Origin of the sequence: Sphaerisporangium album (assembly GCF_003323745.1) — a bacterium.
Classification (GTDB): domain Bacteria; phylum Actinomycetota; class Actinomycetes; order Streptosporangiales; family Streptosporangiaceae; genus Sphaerisporangium; species Sphaerisporangium album.
The window spans coordinates 104342-120189 of record NZ_QOIL01000008.1 but is presented as its reverse complement, the minus strand read 5'-3'; the positions used below and the strand labels follow the sequence as shown (position 1 = coordinate 120189).

The window sequence follows — 15848 nt, the reverse complement described above, 5'->3', positions numbered from 1 at the left end:
GCTAGTACGCGACCCCGACGGCCTGCTTCAACGTCGCGGGATCGTCCAGGACGGCGAGCATCGCGTGCGCGGTGTCGGCCCGGGAGATCGTGTGGCCGCGTGGGACGTTGCCGCCGACGACGCGCCGGTAGGTGCCGGTGAGGGGTCTGTCGGTCAGGCGCGGCGGGCGCACGACCGTCCACTCCGTGGCGCTGCGCCGTATCTCCGCCTCCATCGCCGCCAGGTCGGCGTAGACGTCCCGCAGGAACCTGCGCAGCAGCGGCAGCGCGATCCTGGCGTACAGGAAGCCCTCGCCCTCGGGCATCGGGCCGACCGGGACGGCGCTGATCACGACGAGCCGCCGTACGTCGCCGGCTTCCATGGCCTTGAGGACCGAGCGGGTGGCCATGGAGGCGATGCCCGCGTCCTTCCTGGTCCTCGGCCCGAGGCACGAGATCACGGCCTCGCGGCCGGCGAGCGCGGGGCGCAGCGCGCCGGGGACCGTCACGTCGGCGGTCACCACTTCGAGCGCGGAGTGATTGATGGACAGCCGCGCGGGGTCCCTTACGACCGCCGCGACCTGGTGCCCGGCGTCGAGGGCCTGTCGGACGACTTCCTTGCCGACACCGCCGGTCGCTCCGAGGACGGTGAGTTTCATGAGCCACCTCTCCCGTATGTTGGTGAGTACTCACTCACATCCTAGAATGAGTACCCGCCCCCCGCCCTCCCGACGCCGGATGTCCGTAATGTCTGAGCCTTGGAGCGGCAGAAAGGAAGAGGTGCGCAGATGCCCCAGCACCCCACGGCCTCCGGTGCCCGCACCCGCCGGCGCATCCTGGAAGCCGCGGAGCACCTCATGCGCACGATCGGCCTCGCCCGGGCCACCACCAAAGAGATCGCCCGCGAGGCCGGGCTGTCCGAGGCCGCGCTCTACCGGCACTTCTCCAGCAAGGAGGAGCTGTTCGTGAAGGTGCTGGAGGAACGCCTGCCCGCCCTCGGCTCCCTCATCGCGGCGCTGTCGGAGGACCCCGGCGAGCGGACGACCGAGGACTGCCTCACCGAGATCGCCCGCACCGCCACCCTCTTCTACGAGGCCAGCATGCCGATCGCCTCGTCGTTGTTCGCCGAGCCCGCGCTGCTGGATCGCCACCGCGAGGGGCTGCGCAAGCTCGGCGCGGGCCCCCACAAGCCGCTCGCCGCGCTCACCGGCTACCTGCGCGCCCTGCGCGACGGCGGGCGCATCCGCGCCGACGCCGACCCGGAGTCGGCGGCCGCGCTGCTGCTGGGCGCGTGCTACCAGCGGGCGTTCCTGCGGCTGTTCGTGGGCGAGGACGGGTCGCCCAGGCCGGTGGACGAGTTCGCGGCGGGCCTGGCGCGCACGATCCTCGCCGGCGTCCGCTGACCGCCTCGCGCACGGGCGTCCGCCGGAACTCTCGTGGGCGTCCGCCGGGACCTCAGCCCACGGCGTACTCCTTGAGGACCGGGACGCGCCGGGGCATGTGCCGCAACAGGCCGCCGGACGCGGCGAGCACCGGCCACAGGCGGCTGTAGGAGTCGACGCGGGGACGACCTGGGGGCGGCAGGGGTACCACCCGGGCGCGGGCGCGGGCGGAGCATGGCATTATGTTACTCACGAGTAGCCTGGAGCCACCCACCAACGAGGAGCCAGCCGTGCCAACGTCCCGTGACGTCGTGTTCGTCGACGGCGTGCGCACACCTTTCGGCCGGTCAGGCCCCAAGGGCCTGTACGCCGAGACCCGCGCCGACGACCTGGTCGTCCGCGTCATCCGCGAGCTCATGCGCCGCAACCCGAGCCTGCCGCCCGAGCGCGTCGACGAGGTCGCCATCGCCGCCACCACCCAGATCGGAGACCAGGGCCTGACCATCGGACGGTCCGCCGCCGTGCTGGCCGGGCTCCCGAAGTCCGTCCCCGGATACGCCATCGACCGCATGTGCGCGGGCGCGATGACCGCGGTCACCACCGTCGCGGGCGGCATCGCCTTCGGCGCCTACGACGTCGCCATCGCGGGCGGCGTCGAGCACATGGGCCGCCACCCCATGGGCGAGGGCGTCGACCCCAACCCCCGATTCCTGTCCGAGAAGCTCGTCGACGGCTCGGCCCTGATCATGGGCATGACGGCCGAGAACCTGCACGACCGCTACCCGGAGATCGGCAAGGAGCGCGCCGACGCGTACGCCGTGGCCTCGCAGGAGAAGGTCGCCAAGGCGTACGCCAACGGCAAGATCCAGCCCGACCTGGTCCCGATGGCGACCCGCAAGGCGGCCGAGGGCTGGGGCCTCGCCACCGAGGACGAGCCGCCCAGGCCCGGCACCACCATGGAGGCCCTCGCCGCGCTCAAGACGCCCTTCCGGCCACACGGCCACGTCACGGCGGGCAACGCGGCGGGCATCAACGACGGCGCCACCGGCAGCCTCATCGCCGCCGCGGACGTCGCCGCCGAGCTCGGCCTCACGCCCAAGATGCGGCTGGTCTCGTACGCCTTCGCCGGCGTCGACCCCGAGGTGATGGGCGTCGGCCCGATCCCCTCGACCGAGCGGGCGCTGCGCCTGGCCGGGCTCGCCATCGGCGACATCGGCCTGATCGAGATCAACGAGGCGTTCGCCGTCCAGGTGCTGGCCTTCCTCGGCCACTTCGGCATCCCCGACGACGACCCCCGCGTGAACCCCTACGGCGGCGCCATCGCGTTCGGGCACCCGCTGGCCTCGTCCGGCGTGCGCCTGATGACACAGCTCGCCCGGCAGTTCGGCGAGCGCCCCGACGTGCGCTACGGCATCACCACCATGTGCGTCGGCATGGGCATGGGCGGAACGGTCATCTGGGAGAACCCCGCCTGGGAGGGCGCCAAGTGAGCGACATCACCGAGATCTTCGACGACGAGGTCGTGACCGGGGCCCTCGTCCGCGACGTCCGCCTGCCCGGCGGCGCGGGCACGATGGCCCTGATCACGCTCGACAACGGCTTCGACCACACCAAGCCGAACACCTTCGGGCCGCGCGGCCTGCGCGAGCTGGACAAGGCCCTGGACGCCATCGAGGCCCGCGACGACCTCGCCGCCGTCGGCGTCACCGGCAAGCCGTTCATCTTCGCCGTCGGCGCGGACCTCAAGGGCGCGGCGCTCGTGCGGACCCGCGGCCAGGCGGAGGACCTCGGCCGGCTCGGGCACGACGTGTTCCGCCGCCTCGGTGAGCTGGACGTGCCGTCGTTCGCGTTCGTCAACGGCGCCGCGATGGGCGGCGGCCTGGAGATCGCGCTGCACTGCACCTACCGCACGATCTCCTCGGGCGTCCCGGCCGTCGCGCTGCCCGAGTGCTTCCTCGGCCTCGTGCCGGGCTGGGGCGGCACGCAGCTCCTCCCCCGGCTGATCGGCCCCGCCGCCGCGCTCAAGCTGATCATCGAGAACCCGCTGTCGCAGAACCGCATGCTCAAGGGCGCCGAGGCGTTCAGGACGGGCGTCGCCGACGCGATGTTCGAGCCCGCGGACTTCCTGGAGGAGTCCCTGCGCTGGGCCGGCCGCGTGCTGACCGGCGAGGCCGTCGTCACCCGGCCGCCCTTCACCGCCGACGCGGCGGCCTGGGAGTCCGCGGTCGCGGCGGCGCGGGGGCTGGTCGACCTCAAACTGCGCGGCGCCTCTCCCGCGCCGTACCGGGCGCTCGAACTGGTCGAGCTGGCCCGCACTGCGGGGCGCGACGAGGGCTTCGAGGCCGAGACCCAGGCCCTCGCCGACCTGCTCATGGGCGACGAGCTGCGCGCCGGGCTCTACTCGTTCGACCTCGTGCAGCGCCGCGCCAAGCGTCCCGCCGGGGCGCCGGACAAGGCGCTGGCACGCAAGGTCACCAAGGTCGGGGTGGTCGGCGCGGGGCTCATGGCCTCCCAGCTCGCGCTGCTGTTCGCGCGCCGCCTGGAGGTGCCGGTGGTCCTCACCGACCTCGACCAGGCGCGGCTGGACAAGGGCGTGGCATATGTCCACGCCGAGGTGGACAAGCTGCTCGCCAAGGGCCGCGTGAGCGGGGACCAGGCCAACCGGCTGAGGTCGCTGGTGTCCGGGTCGCTGACCAAGGACGCGTTCGCCGACGCCGACCTCGTCATCGAGGCCGTCTTCGAGGACCTGAAGGTCAAGAAGCAGGTCTTCGCCGAGGTCGAGGCCGTGGTGGGCCCGGAGTGCGTGCTCGCCACCAACACCTCTTCCCTGTCGGTCACCGCGATGGCGTCCGGCCTGCGCCACCCCGAGCGGGTCGTCGGCTTCCACTTCTTCAACCCGGTGGCCGTGCTCCCCCTGCTGGAGATCGTCCGCGGCGAGCGCACCGACGACGCCACGCTGGCCACGGCGTTCGCGACCGGCAAGGCGCTGAAGAAGTCCTGCGTGCTCGTGAAGGACGCCCCGGCGTTCGTGGTGAACCGCCTGCTCACCCGCTTCATGGGCGAGGTCATCGGCGCCGTGGACGAGGGCACCCCGATCGAGACGGCCGACCGCGCGCTGGACGGCCTGGGGCTGCCGATGTCGGCGTTCGCGCTGCTCCAGCTCGTCGGCCCCGCGGTCGCCCTGCACGTCGCCGAGACGCTGCACGAGGCGTTCCCGGACCGGTACAAGGTGTCGGCGAGCCTCGCGACGCTGGTCAAGGCCGGAAAGCCGGGCGTGTTCGCCCCCGACTTCTCGATCGACCCCGAGGCGCGGGAGATCTTCGAGGGTTCCGGCCTGACCGGGCCGGACGCCGGGGAGGTCCGCGACCGGGCGCTGCGGGCGCTGGCCGAGGAGGCGCGCCTGATGCTGGACGAAGGCGTCGTGGCCGCCGCCGAGGACATCGACCTGTGCATGATCCTCGGCGCCGGCTGGCCGTTCCACACCGGCGGAATCACGCCGTACCTCGACCGGACGGGCGTCTCGACACAGGTCAACGGGCGGCGTTTCCTCCAGCCGGGCGTGGCCTCCGTCCCGGCCTGACCGTCGCCGGGCTCACCGTGCCCGACCGTCCACCGGCTCCCGGGTGATCACCTGGGGGCCGGTGTCAGCCTGATCGGGAATTGATCAAACAGATCCAAAACCCGCTGAAAGGCTGATCGTGGTACGTACCTGTACAGACCACTCGCGGCCGGGTGCGCGCGCGAGGGCGCGTACCCCGTTCGGGATGATGGGGGCGTGCTGGCCGACGCGATCGACTCCCTCGCCTGCCCCGTCTGCCGCGGCGACCTGTCGCTGCCGGGCGAGGTCGTGCGCTGCGCCAACGGCCATTCGTTCGACGTCGCGCGGCAGGGCTACGTCAGCCTGCTGACGGGCTCGGGCGTCCCGGGCACGGCCGACACCCCGGCCATGGTCGCCGCGCGGGATGAGTTCCTCGGCGCCGGGCACTTCGCGCCGCTCGCCGACCGGCTCCGCACGCTCGTCCACAAGGCCGCCGAGCGCGAGCCCGCGCTCGTCCTGGACGCGGGAGCGGGCACGGGGTACCACCTGAGCCGGGTTCTGCGCCCGGAGGACGTGGGGATCGCCCTGGACGTCTCCAAGCACGCCCTGAGGCGGGCGGCGCGGGCGCATCCGCGGATCGCCGCGGTGGTGGCGGACGTGTGGCGGCCGCTGCCGGTCAAGGACGGCCGCGTGGACGTGGTCCTGGACGTCTTCGCCCCCCGCAACGCACCCGAGTTCGCCCGCGTCCTGCGCCCCGGGGGGACGCTGATCGTGGTGACCCCGACGCCCCGCCACCTGACGCCGCTCGTCGAGGCGCTGGGCCTGCTGACGGTGGACGAGGACAAGGACCGGCGGGTCGGGGAGGCGCTCGGGGGGCACTTCGCGGAGGCGGGGCACCTGGTGGAGGAGGCACGGATGTCGCTGGACCACCGCGCCGTGGCCACGGTGGCCGGTATGGGACCGAGCGCGCATCACATCGATCCCGTCACTTTGGACCGCGATGTGTCCTCGCTGCCCGCCTTGACAACTGTCGAAATGTCATGCCACATCTACCTGTTCCGTAAGATCGCCTAGAATACCCGAATTACGAATTTCCCCGACTTTGTAGGCCATCATCCGATTAGAAGCGACATACTTAACGGCAACCCGCCGATCCCGGTCCGGGAGAGCGTGAGGGAGGGGCACGCCCATGAAGGCCGAGGAACGCTGGCAGGCCAGGTTCCGCGCGGCACGTATGACACTGCCTGTCTGGGCACGGCTGGCACCCGCCCGGGCCGTGTACCGCTGCAACATCTCCGGCATCTGGGAGATCCACGCCTGGGACCGGTCCACCGGCGCCACCAGGCAGGTCACCAGCCGTCCGCGCGGCACGTCCCACGCCGCGATCGACCCCACCGGCCAGTGGATCTGGTGGTTCTCCGACACCTACGGTGACGAGTTCGGCATCTGGATGCGCCAGCCGTTCACCGGAGGCCCGGAGATCCCCGCCCACCCGGACCTCGCGCCCGGCCATCCGACCGGCCTCGCGCTCTCGTCCGCGGGCACCGCCGCCGTCGGGCGCAGCAGCCGCCACGGCTTCCAGGTGCTGCACTTCCGCGTCGGCTCCGAGGACAGGCCCGCCGTGATCTACGAGTCGCGGGAGTTCGCGCAGGTCGCGGGCATGTCGCTGGACGGCTCGCTGATCGCGGTCAGCCACAGCGAGCACGGCGACTCGCGCCACCCCGCCCTGCGCGTGATCAGGCCCAACGGCCAGGTGGTCGGCGACCTGCACGACGGGCCCGGCAAGGGCTTCAGCGGCGTGCGGTTCGCCCCGATGATGGCGGACCGGCGCATCCTCACCCTGCACGAGCGGCGCGGCCGCCGCGAGCCGCTGGTCTGGGACCCGCTCACCGGCGAGCAGCGCGAGATCTGGCTGCGCGTGCCCGGCGAGATCACCGCCGACTGGTACCACGACGGCCGGGCCCTGCTGATCGGCCACAACAACCGCGCGCGGACCGAGCTGTTCCGCTACGACCTCGGTGGCGGCGGCCTCACGCCGATCAAGACCCTGCACGGCGTCATCCACGACGCGATGCCCCGGCCCGACGGCACCGTCGAGTACTCCTGGTCGAGCGGCGCGCACCCCCCGGTGATCAGGTCCAGTGACGGGGGCGTCGTCATGAACCAGTCCGGCCCGTCCGCGCCGCCCTCGGTTCCGCTGGAGGACGTCTTCGTCGAGGGCCCGGGCGGGCGCGTCCACGCCCTGGTGTCGCGGCCCGAGAGCGGCACGGGTCCGTACCCGGCCGTGTTCCTGCTGCACGGCGGCCCTGCGGCGCAGGACGACGACTCCTTCCTGCCGAACGTCGCCGCCTGGGTCGACGCCGGCTTCGTGGTCGTGCGCGTCAACTACCGGGGCTCGACCGGGTACGGGTCGGCGTGGCGGGACGCGCTGCGCGGCGACGTCGGCCACATCGAGCTGTCGGACGTCGCGGCCGTCCGCGAGTGGGCCCTGGCCACGCGGCTGGTGGACCCGGAGCGGCTCGTGCTCGCGGGCGCGTCCTGGGGCGGCTACCTCACGCTGCTCGGCCTCGGCACCCAGCCCAAGTGGTGGGCGGCCGGGATCGCCGCCGTGCCGATCGCCGACCACGCCGCCGCCTACAACGACGAGACCGAGGGCCTGCGCGCCTACCACCGCGCGCTGTTCGGCGGCTCGCCCCGCGAGGTGCCCGACCTGTACGCGGCGTCGTCCCCGATGACCTACCTGGACGGCATCCAGGCGCCGCTGCTCGTTCTCGCGGGCGAGAACGATCCACGCTCGCCGATCAGGCAGATCGAGCAGTACCTGGAGAAGCTCGCCGAGCGCGGCCACGAGTTCGAGGTCTACCGGTACAACGCCGGCCACGGCTCGCTGGTGGTGGAGGAGCGCATCCGCCAGATGGCGGCCCAGCTCGACTTCGCCCGCAAGAACGTCGGCCTCTGAGGCCCTGACGCCTCGGCGCGGCTGATGTTTCGGGGCCGCTGAGGCTTTGATGCCTCGGAGCCGGGGCGCGGTCCCGCCGCGCACCCGGTCCGGACCAACTGGTCCAGACCATTCGGGGGCCAACCGGCTTCAAGACGCGAGCCGGGTGAGTTCGGGACGCCGACCGGCTTCACGACGCGTGCCGGATGAGGACGTCAGTCGGCGCGCAGGACCAGGATCGCCAGGTCGTCCGCGCTGGGTTCGACGGCGAACTCCTCGACGGCGCGGCGGATGCGCTCGGCGACGCCGCGGGCCGACAGGTCCACGCATTCGGCCAGGAGCTTGGCGAGGCCGCCGTCGTCGTCCAGCAGGCGACTGCCCGAGCGGCGTTCGGTCACGCCGTCCGTGACGCCCAGGAGGACGTCTCCGGGGGCCAGGTGGACGTGGTCGGCCTCGAACTCGGCCTCGGGGAACACGCCCAGCAGGGACTGCGAGGTCACGACGCCCTCCACGACGCCGCTCGGCCGCAGCCGCAGCGCCTCGGGGTGGCCGGCGGAGATCAGGGAGAGGTCGAGCCCCTTCTTCGTGCGGGTGATCTCCCCGTGCAGGAGGGTGAGGAACCGGGCGCGCTCCCCTTCCTCCAGGATCGCCCGGTTCAGCCGGGACATGACGGCGGCGACGTCGTACCCCTCGCGGGCGAGCAGGCGCAGCGTGTGACGGGCCAGGCCGGTGACGGCGGCCGCCTCCGGGCCCGTGCCGCAGACGTCGCCGATCGCGAACCGCCAGGAGGACTCGCCGGTGGTGAAGAGGTCGTAGAAGTCGCCCCCGACCTCGTTGGTCTCGCCCGCCGGCTCGTACACCACGGAGTAGTCGAGGCCCGGGGTCTCGGCGGGGGTGCCGGGCGGCAGGAGGCTGCGCTGGAGCGCGCGGTTGGCGTCGGCCTGCTGGGCGTACAGCCGGGCGTTGTCCATGGCGAGCGCCGCGCGCCGCCCGAGGTCCTCGGCGAGCTGGGCGACGTCGTCGGGGAAGCGGCCGGCGCGCCCGAGGCACATGACGCCGAGGCTGCGCCCGCGCGCGGTCAGCGGGAAGGCGAGCGACTGCCAGTCGGCGAGCTGGATCGGCATCGGGCTGAGGTTGTCCAGCGCGGGGATCTCGGCCTGGTCGAGCTGCTCGCGCAGCGCGTCGATCTGCGACTCGTCGGCGTGCCAGAGATAGGCGGGCGTGGGCGGCTCGCCGCTGGCCCCGGCCGTGTAGACCGCGCACCAGGTGGCGAGCCGGGGGACGACGATCTGGGCGATGAGCGCGGGCACCATGTTCAGGTCGAGGGTGCCGGCGAGCAGGTCGCTGGCGTCGGCGAGGAACCCCAGCCAGCCGGGGCCCTGCGACGCGCCGCCGCGGGCCCAGTCGTCGTGCGCGACACGCCCGGCGCTCCAGTCGTCGATCACATCGACCTCGGCGTTCCCGGGCAGGGGCAGGCGGGCCCAGCGGGTGCGCAGCGCGCCGGAGAAGCTGACCCCCCAGACGCTCACCGGCGCCGACGGGGCCGAGGCGACGGGCTCGTCGAGGTCCTTCTGGCGCACCTCTATCTGGAGGGAATCCCCTTGATGCACCCATACAATCTCAAATGGGACATCCTGCACCTCGGACACGAGTTCTCCGGTCAGGCGCTCAGCGGCCGACCTGATCGGAGCAGCGGCCCAAGCGGTCATGACCTCACGCGTGAACCGTATGGCCGCGGGTAGGGCCGTACCGCCGGCCGCGAAGGATGCGGCCAGCACACCCCGGGAAGAACTAGTCATCGCACCGTGCTTACCACACCTCGTCGTTACATGCGGTCAATCGACTGGGCGACCGCATCGCCGCCTTCATGCCAGACTGGCATTACTCCGAACTCCCGCCCGAGCAGCGTGAAGGAGGCTTCATGAAGGGTACCCCGACCGCGGAGCCCGTTCCGGAGCGGTGTTACACCGAGTCCGAGCTACGGCCGCTGCTGGAGACGCTGATCACGTGGCGTGACGGTGACTTCCGGCGCAGGGTTCCCCATGCCCCGCACGGCATCCTCAGCGAGATCCGGCTGCTGGTCAACGAGGTCGCCGACCGGCGGGAGCACCTGGCCAACGAGCTGCTGCGCGTCCGCAGGGAGGTCGTCAAGGAGGGCCGCTTCGGCGTGCGCCTGACCCCCGGTCCCGGCGTCGGCTCCTGGGCCGAGAGCGTCGACTCGGTGAACGCGCTGATCGACGCGCTGGTCGGCCCGGTCAGCAGCGCCGCCGACGTCCTCGACGCCGTCGCCCAGGGCGACCTCTCCCGCCGCATCGACATGGACCGCACCTCGCGCGGCGAGGTACGGCGGCTCGGCAAGGCCATCAACGGCATGGTCGACCAGCTCTCGCTGTTCTCCTCCGAGGTCACGCGCGTCGCCCGGGAGGTCGGCTCCGAGGGCCAGCTCGGCGGCCGGGCCAACCTGCGCGGCATGTCGGGAAGCTGGCGCGACCTCACCGAGGCGGTGAACACCATGTCCAGCCGGGTGTCCGCCCAGGTCCGCGACATCGCCGTCGTGACCACCGCCGTCGCGCGCGGCGACCTCAGCCGCAAGGTCACCGTCGACGCCGTCGGCGAGATGCTGGAGCTGAAGAACACCGTCAACACTATGGTCGACCAGCTCTCGGCCTTCGCCGAGGAGGTCACCCGCGTCGCCCGCGAGGTCGGCACCGAGGGCGAGCTGGGCGGCCAGGCCCGCGTACGAGGGGTGTCGGGGGTCTGGAAGGACCTCACCGACAACGTCAACGTCATGGCGAGCAACCTCACGAGCCAGGTCCGCAACATCGCCACGGTGGCGACCGCCGTGGCCCAGGGCGATCTCTCCAAGAAGATCACCGCGGACGCGCAGGGCGAGATGCTTCAGCTCAAAGAGACCCTCAACACGATGGTCGACCAGCTGTCGATGTTCGCCGACGAGGTCACCCGCGTGGCGCGCGAGGTCGGCACCGAGGGCCAGCTCGGCGGCCGCGCCGACGTGAAGGGCGTGTCGGGCGTCTGGAAGGACCTCACCGACAACGTCAACTCGATGGCGAACAACCTGACCTACCAGGTGCGCAACATTGCCCAGGTCACCAAGGCCGTCGCCGGCGGCGACCTGTCGAAGAAGATCGACGTCGACGCCCAGGGCGAGATGCTGGAGCTGAAGTCCACCATCAACACCATGGTCGACCAGCTCTCGTCGGTCGCCTCGGAGGTCAGCCGCGTCGCCCGCGAGGTCGGCTCGGAAGGCCAGCTGGGCGGCCAGGCGCAGGTCCGCGGCGTCTCCGGGGTCTGGAAGGACCTCACCGACAACGTCAACTTCATGGCCAACAACCTGACCTCCCAGGTCCGGCAGATCGCGGCCGTCTCCAACGCCGTCGTGCAGGGCAACCTGTCCAAGAAGATCACCGTGGACGCGCAGGGCGAGATCCTGCAGCTCAAGGACACGGTGAACACCATGGTCGACCAGCTTTCGATGTTCGCCGACGAGGTGACCCGCGTCGCCCGCGAGGTCGGCACCATGGGCCAGCTCGGCGGCCAGGCCCGCGTACGCGGCGTGTCGGGCGTCTGGAAGGACCTCACCGAGAGCGTCAACGAGCTGGCCGGCAACCTGACCTACCAGGTCCGCAACATCGGCGAGGTCACCACCGCCGTCGCCAAGGGCGACCTGTCCAGGAAGATCGACGTCGACGCGCAGGGCGAGATCCTCGTCCTGAAGACCACGATCAACCGCATGGTCGACCAGCTCTCCTCGTTCGCCTCCGAGGTCACCCGCGTGGCCCGCGAGGTAGCCTCCGACGGCCGTCTCGGCGGCCAGGCGCGCGTCGAGGGCGTCGAGGGCACCTGGAAGCAGCTCACCGAGAGCGTCAACGAGCTGGCCGGCAACCTCACCACCCAGGTTCGCGCGATCGCCGAGGTCACCAGCGCCGTCGCCCGCGGCGACCTCACCCGCTCGATCAGCGTCGAGGCGCAGGGCGAGCTGGCCGACCTGAAGGACAACATCAACACGATGGTGTCCAACCTGGTCGCCACCACCAAGGCCAACCAGGAACAGGACTGGCTCAAGAGCAACCTGGCCCGCGTCTCCCGCCTCATGCAGGGCCACCGCGACCTCATGGAGGTCGGCAAGCTGATCATGAGCGAGCTCACCCCGCTCGTGACGGCCCACCACGGCGCCTTCTACATGGTCTCCAGCCCCCGCGACACCGAGCTCCGGCTGATCGCCGGGTACGGCGTGCGACCGGGTGACGGCCTCGGCCCCCGCGAGCGCTTCGCGTTCGGGCAGGGCATCGTCGGCCAGGCGGCGGCTGAGGGGCGGCCCATCGTCCTGGACAATGTGCCGTCCGACTACCTCACGATCGACTCCGGGCTGAGCAGCTCCACCCCCGCGCAAATCGTCGTCCTCCCCGTCATCTTCGAGGACCAGGTCCTCGGCGTGATGGAGCTGGCCTCGTTCAGCCGGTTCGGCGAGGTGCACCTCGCCTTCCTCAACCAGCTCGTCGAGACCATCGGCGTCACGATGAACACGATCATCGCCAACTCCCGCACCGAGGGCCTGCTCGCCGAGTCGCAGCGGCTCACCACCGAGCTGCGCGAGCGCTCCGACGAGCTTCAGCGCCAGCAGGAGGAACTGCGCCGGTCCAACGCCGAGCTGGAGGACAAGGCGGCGCTGCTCGCCAAGCAGAACCGCGCCATCGAGATCCAGAACTTCCAGATCGAGCAGGCCCGCCGCACGCTGGAGGAACGCGCCGAGCAGCTCGCGGTGTCCTCGCGGTACAAGACCGAGTTCCTCGCGAACATGTCGCACGAGCTGCGCACCCCGCTCAACAGCCTGCTGGTGCTGGCCAAGCTGCTCACCGAGAACAGCGAGGGCAACCTCACCGCGCAGCAGGTCGAGTTCGCCAAGACCATCCACGGCGCCGGGTCCGCGCTGCTCCAGTTGATCAACGACATCCTCGACCTGTCCAAGGTCGAGGCCGGCCGCATGGACATCCACCCGCAGCAGATCTCGATGCCCAAGCTCGTCGAGTACGTCGAGGCCACGTTCGGGCCGCTCGCCCAGGACAAGGGCCTGTCGTTCTCCGTCGAGCTCGACCCGGCCGTGCCGGATGAGCTGCGGACGGACGAGCAGCGCCTCCAGCAGGTGTTGCGCAACCTGCTGTCCAACGCGGTCAAGTTCACCCCGAAGGGCGAGGTCCGCCTGGACATCACCCGGGCCGCCGGCGTCCCCTACATCGACGAGACCCTGCGCGGAAGCGACGACATCCTGTCCTTCTCCGTGATCGACACCGGCATCGGCATCGCGCCCGAGAAGCTCGACGTCGTCTTCGAGCAGTTCCGCCAGGCCGACGGCACCACCAGCCGCAAGTACGGCGGCACCGGGCTCGGCCTGTCGATCTGCCGCGAGATCGCCCGCCTGCTCGGCGGCGAGATCCACGCCAAGAGCGAGCCCGGCCGCGGCAGCACGTTCACCCTGCACCTGCCGATCAGCTACTCAGGACCCCTGGCCAACGGCGACGGCGGCGCGGCGGTCCTGGACACCCCGCAGGAGGCCTCCCTGGAGCTCACGGCCTCCGACGTCCTGCCCGAGCTGCCGGCCATCGCCGAGGAACCGCCGCTTCCGCACACCCCCGTGGCCTGGCAGGGCGACGACCCTCTGAACGGTGCGAAGATCCTCATCGTGGACGACGACATCCGCAACGTCTTCGCGCTCACCAGCGTCCTGGAACGCCACGGCGCGACCGTCGTCTACGCCGAGAACGGGCTGGAGGGCATCGACCAGCTCGAACGCAACGACGACGTCGCACTCGTCCTGATGGACATCATGATGCCCGAGATGGACGGCTGGGCGACCACGTCCACCATCCGCCGGATGCCGCAGTTCGCGGACCTCCCGATCATCGCGCTGACCGCCAAGGTCATGCACGGCGACCGGGAGAAGAGCATCGCCTCCGGCGCCTCCGACTACGTGCCGAAGCCGGTCGACGTCGACCGGCTGCTCGAACGCCTTCGGGGTTGGCTCACACGAGGCCGGGTGGCCTCCGGCGAAGGTAGGGAGGGGCGCGGTTGATGCCCGATCGAGCGAAGATCCTTCTGGTCGACGACCGGGAGGAGAACCTCATCGCCTTGGAGGCGATCCTCAGCTCCCTGGACGTGACCGCCGTGCGGGCACGCTCGGGCGAGGAGGCCCTCAAGGCTCTGCTCGGCATCGACTTCGCGTTGATCCTGCTCGACGTGCGCATGCCAGGAATGGATGGCTTCGAGACCGCCGCGCACATCAAGCGGCGCGAGCGCACCCGCAACATCCCGATCATCTTCCTCACGGTGGTCGACAGCGCCCCCGACTACGCCTTCCGCGGCTACGCCGCCGGCGCCGTCGACTACCTGACCAAGCCGTTCGACCCCTGGGTCCTGCGCGCCAAGGTCTCGGTCTTCGTCGAGCTCTACAACATGAACCGCCGCCTCGCCGAACAGGCCTCCCTGCTCCGCGAACGCCTCAGCGTCGAACTCCCCGACGGCATGGGCGCCGAGGTCCTCCCCGAGCTGTCCCGCCGCCTGACGGCCGTGGAGGAAGAGGTAGCCCGCATCCGCGACCTCACCGAACACGCCAACGGCAGCACCAGCCTGACCGGCCCCCTGAAAGACCTGACCGACCGCGTAACCCACCTCAGAGCCGGCTTCGACGCCCTCAGCTGACCACCCGATCAACCGCCCCGACAACTTCGCGGCAACGGACCTTCGCGAAATCGATGAGCATGCGATTTCCTTTGATGCGCGCACGTTGCGTGCCAGGCTTGGAGCGTGTCCACTACCGTGAAGATCCTTGACGTCCCCGAGGAGGTCGTCGAGATCCTCAAGTCGCGCGCCGCTGCCAGCGGGATGTCTCTGACCACCTACCTTCGGGAAAGGCTGTGCGAGGAGGCCGCCATCCCCTCCATCGAGGAGGTGATGGCGAAGATCGCTACCGATGATCCTATACCCCATGACCCCGACCTCGTCCAAGAGGCCCTGCGCGATGGGCGTCGGTGAATTAGGCCCGACTCCCACCCCGTCACAGAACACGCCGTACAGGCGAGCCACAGCTCAAATGATATGCCTTGCAAGACATATCGCCTTGATGACATAATTCCTGGGTGGACATCGACTGGCCGGCCAACTTCGGCACCTGGCTCGACCGACTGGAGGCGGACTGCCGGGCGGGCGACGAACGCGCACGCCGCATTCTGGCCTTCACGGCACGCGCCTTGGACCAGCTGCGAAACCTGACCGAGCCGCCGGTGAAGGAATCGGAAACGGCGACGCTGCGGTGGGTTCGCCAGTCGCGCCGCCACATACTGTGGCGCGTGTCCCACGCCTACCATCCGGATGTAGCCGTGCGGCTGATCTGCTGGTTCCCGCCGGACAGCGGCAAGGTCGTCGTCGCGCTGTTCGCCGTGGACAAGGCCCAGTTGGGCGACCTGTTCTACAACAGCGTCGCAGCTAGAGCCGACCCACTGATCGACTAGTGGAAACGGGAGACATCCTACGAGGAGAAGCCATGACCGAGTCCGACAACACCTTCGTCCGAGGCAACGAACACCTGGATCGTCTCCTGTCCGATCCGAACCTTGCCGCAGAGGTCGCCGAGGCCAACGAGTCGGCCCAGGAAATGGATCGCGTCTACGCGATGAACCTGGCGATGATCCGCAAAGCAGGGCAGATGACGCAGGTTGAGGTGGCCAAGAAGCTAGGAGTGGGGCAAGGGGTGGTGTCGCGGCTGGAGAATCGCGGCGACATGCTGCTGTCCACCCTGTACGACTATCTGACGGCAACCGGCGCCGAGAGCGCGAGCATCGTTGTAACCGTGCACGGCCGCCGCATCGAACTCGACCTCGCTCAACTGCGGGCCTCCCACTCCGAACGCCCCTCGGCCTGAACCCGCAGTTCACGACTCGAAGTATGGTCGGTCACCAGACCGGCAGCGCGGCCTCCATACACCGACCGACGAGGAGGTC

General features: G+C 70.7%; 13 protein-coding genes. 10 read left to right on the top strand and 3 right to left on the bottom strand.

Going from position 1 to position 15848, the window contains the following annotated elements; all coding sequences use genetic code 11:
- Position 1 precedes the first annotated feature (1 nt).
- Entirely contained in the window at positions 2-637 is a 636-nt protein-coding gene (locus tag DQ384_RS15975) for an NAD(P)-dependent oxidoreductase (RefSeq protein ID WP_114029610.1), read from the bottom strand.
- Positions 638-766: 129 nt separating this feature from the next.
- Here DQ384_RS15975 and DQ384_RS15970 point away from each other — a divergent pair, with 129 nt between their 5' ends.
- Positions 767-1381 (top strand): TetR/AcrR family transcriptional regulator, encoded by a 615-nt coding sequence (locus DQ384_RS15970; protein WP_114029609.1) that lies wholly within the window; start codon positions 767-769, stop codon positions 1379-1381.
- Between the two features lie 52 nt (positions 1382-1433).
- On the opposite strand, the gene DQ384_RS40440 is transcribed toward DQ384_RS15970, so the two are convergent.
- Positions 1434-1613 (bottom strand): hypothetical protein, encoded by a 180-nt coding sequence (locus tag DQ384_RS40440; RefSeq protein ID WP_147268797.1) that lies wholly within the window; start codon positions 1611-1613, stop codon positions 1434-1436.
- 37 nt (positions 1614-1650) lie between these two features.
- On the opposite strand from DQ384_RS40440, the gene DQ384_RS15965 reads away from it, so the two are divergent.
- The 4 genes from DQ384_RS15965 to DQ384_RS15950 all read left to right on the top strand — a co-directional run bounded on the left by DQ384_RS15965 (position 1651) and on the right by DQ384_RS15950 (position 7857).
- Positions 1651-2850, top strand: a complete 1200-nt coding sequence (locus DQ384_RS15965) for a thiolase family protein (protein WP_114029608.1) — start codon at positions 1651-1653, stop codon at positions 2848-2850.
- A complete protein-coding gene (locus DQ384_RS15960) occupies positions 2847-4940 on the top strand; it encodes a 3-hydroxyacyl-CoA dehydrogenase NAD-binding domain-containing protein (RefSeq protein ID WP_114029607.1) in 2094 nt (697 codons plus the stop codon). The genes DQ384_RS15965 and DQ384_RS15960 overlap by 4 nt, the downstream gene beginning before the upstream one ends.
- Before the next feature lie 195 nt (positions 4941-5135).
- Complete coding sequence (locus DQ384_RS15955) at positions 5136-5972, top strand: putative RNA methyltransferase (RefSeq protein WP_114029606.1); 837 nt, start codon at positions 5136-5138, stop codon at positions 5970-5972.
- Positions 5973-6087: 115 nt separating this feature from the next.
- Positions 6088-7857, top strand: coding sequence for a S9 family peptidase (locus DQ384_RS15950; protein ID WP_114029605.1), 1770 nt, complete (start codon positions 6088-6090; stop codon positions 7855-7857).
- A gap of 194 nt (positions 7858-8051) precedes the next feature.
- On the opposite strand, the gene DQ384_RS15945 is transcribed toward DQ384_RS15950, so the two are convergent.
- Positions 8052-9446, bottom strand: a complete 1395-nt coding sequence (locus DQ384_RS15945; RefSeq protein WP_245966517.1) for a PP2C family protein-serine/threonine phosphatase — start codon at positions 9444-9446, stop codon at positions 8052-8054.
- A 311-nt stretch (positions 9447-9757) separates the two neighbouring features.
- Here DQ384_RS15945 and DQ384_RS15940 point away from each other — a divergent pair, with 311 nt between their 5' ends.
- The 5 genes from DQ384_RS15940 to DQ384_RS15920 all read left to right on the top strand — a co-directional run bounded on the left by DQ384_RS15940 (position 9758) and on the right by DQ384_RS15920 (position 15769).
- Positions 9758-13924: a HAMP domain-containing protein gene (locus DQ384_RS15940; RefSeq protein WP_114029603.1), complete on the top strand. Its 4167-nt coding sequence runs from the start codon at positions 9758-9760 to the stop codon at positions 13922-13924.
- Complete coding sequence (locus DQ384_RS15935; protein WP_114029602.1) at positions 13924-14550, top strand: response regulator; 627 nt, start codon at positions 13924-13926, stop codon at positions 14548-14550. The genes DQ384_RS15940 and DQ384_RS15935 overlap by 1 nt, the downstream gene beginning before the upstream one ends.
- A 105-nt stretch (positions 14551-14655) precedes the next feature.
- Positions 14656-14883 carry a hypothetical protein gene (locus DQ384_RS15930; protein ID WP_245966516.1) on the top strand — a complete coding sequence of 76 codons (228 nt, stop codon included), beginning with the start codon at positions 14656-14658 and terminating at the stop codon, positions 14881-14883.
- A 104-nt stretch (positions 14884-14987) separates the two neighbouring features.
- Positions 14988-15359: a hypothetical protein gene (locus DQ384_RS15925; RefSeq protein ID WP_114029601.1), complete on the top strand. Its 372-nt coding sequence runs from the start codon at positions 14988-14990 to the stop codon at positions 15357-15359.
- A 32-nt stretch (positions 15360-15391) separates the two neighbouring features.
- Positions 15392-15769 carry a helix-turn-helix domain-containing protein gene (locus DQ384_RS15920; RefSeq protein ID WP_114029600.1) on the top strand — a complete coding sequence of 126 codons (378 nt, stop codon included), beginning with the start codon at positions 15392-15394 and terminating at the stop codon, positions 15767-15769.
- Positions 15770-15848 lie beyond the last annotated feature (79 nt).

Coding starts and splice junctions, on each gene's coding strand:
- DQ384_RS15975 (WP_114029610.1), bottom strand. CDS start 637: ATGAAACTCACCGTCCTCGGAGCGACCGGCGGTGTCGGCAAGGAAGTC.
- DQ384_RS15970 (WP_114029609.1), top strand. CDS start 767: ATGCCCCAGCACCCCACGGCCTCCGGTGCCCGCACCCGCCGGCGCATC.
- DQ384_RS15950 (WP_114029605.1), top strand. CDS start 6,088: ATGAAGGCCGAGGAACGCTGGCAGGCCAGGTTCCGCGCGGCACGTATG.
- DQ384_RS15940 (WP_114029603.1), top strand. CDS start 9,758: ATGAAGGGTACCCCGACCGCGGAGCCCGTTCCGGAGCGGTGTTACACC.
- DQ384_RS15935 (WP_114029602.1), top strand. CDS start 13,924: ATGCCCGATCGAGCGAAGATCCTTCTGGTCGACGACCGGGAGGAGAAC.
- DQ384_RS15920 (WP_114029600.1), top strand. CDS start 15,392: ATGACCGAGTCCGACAACACCTTCGTCCGAGGCAACGAACACCTGGAT.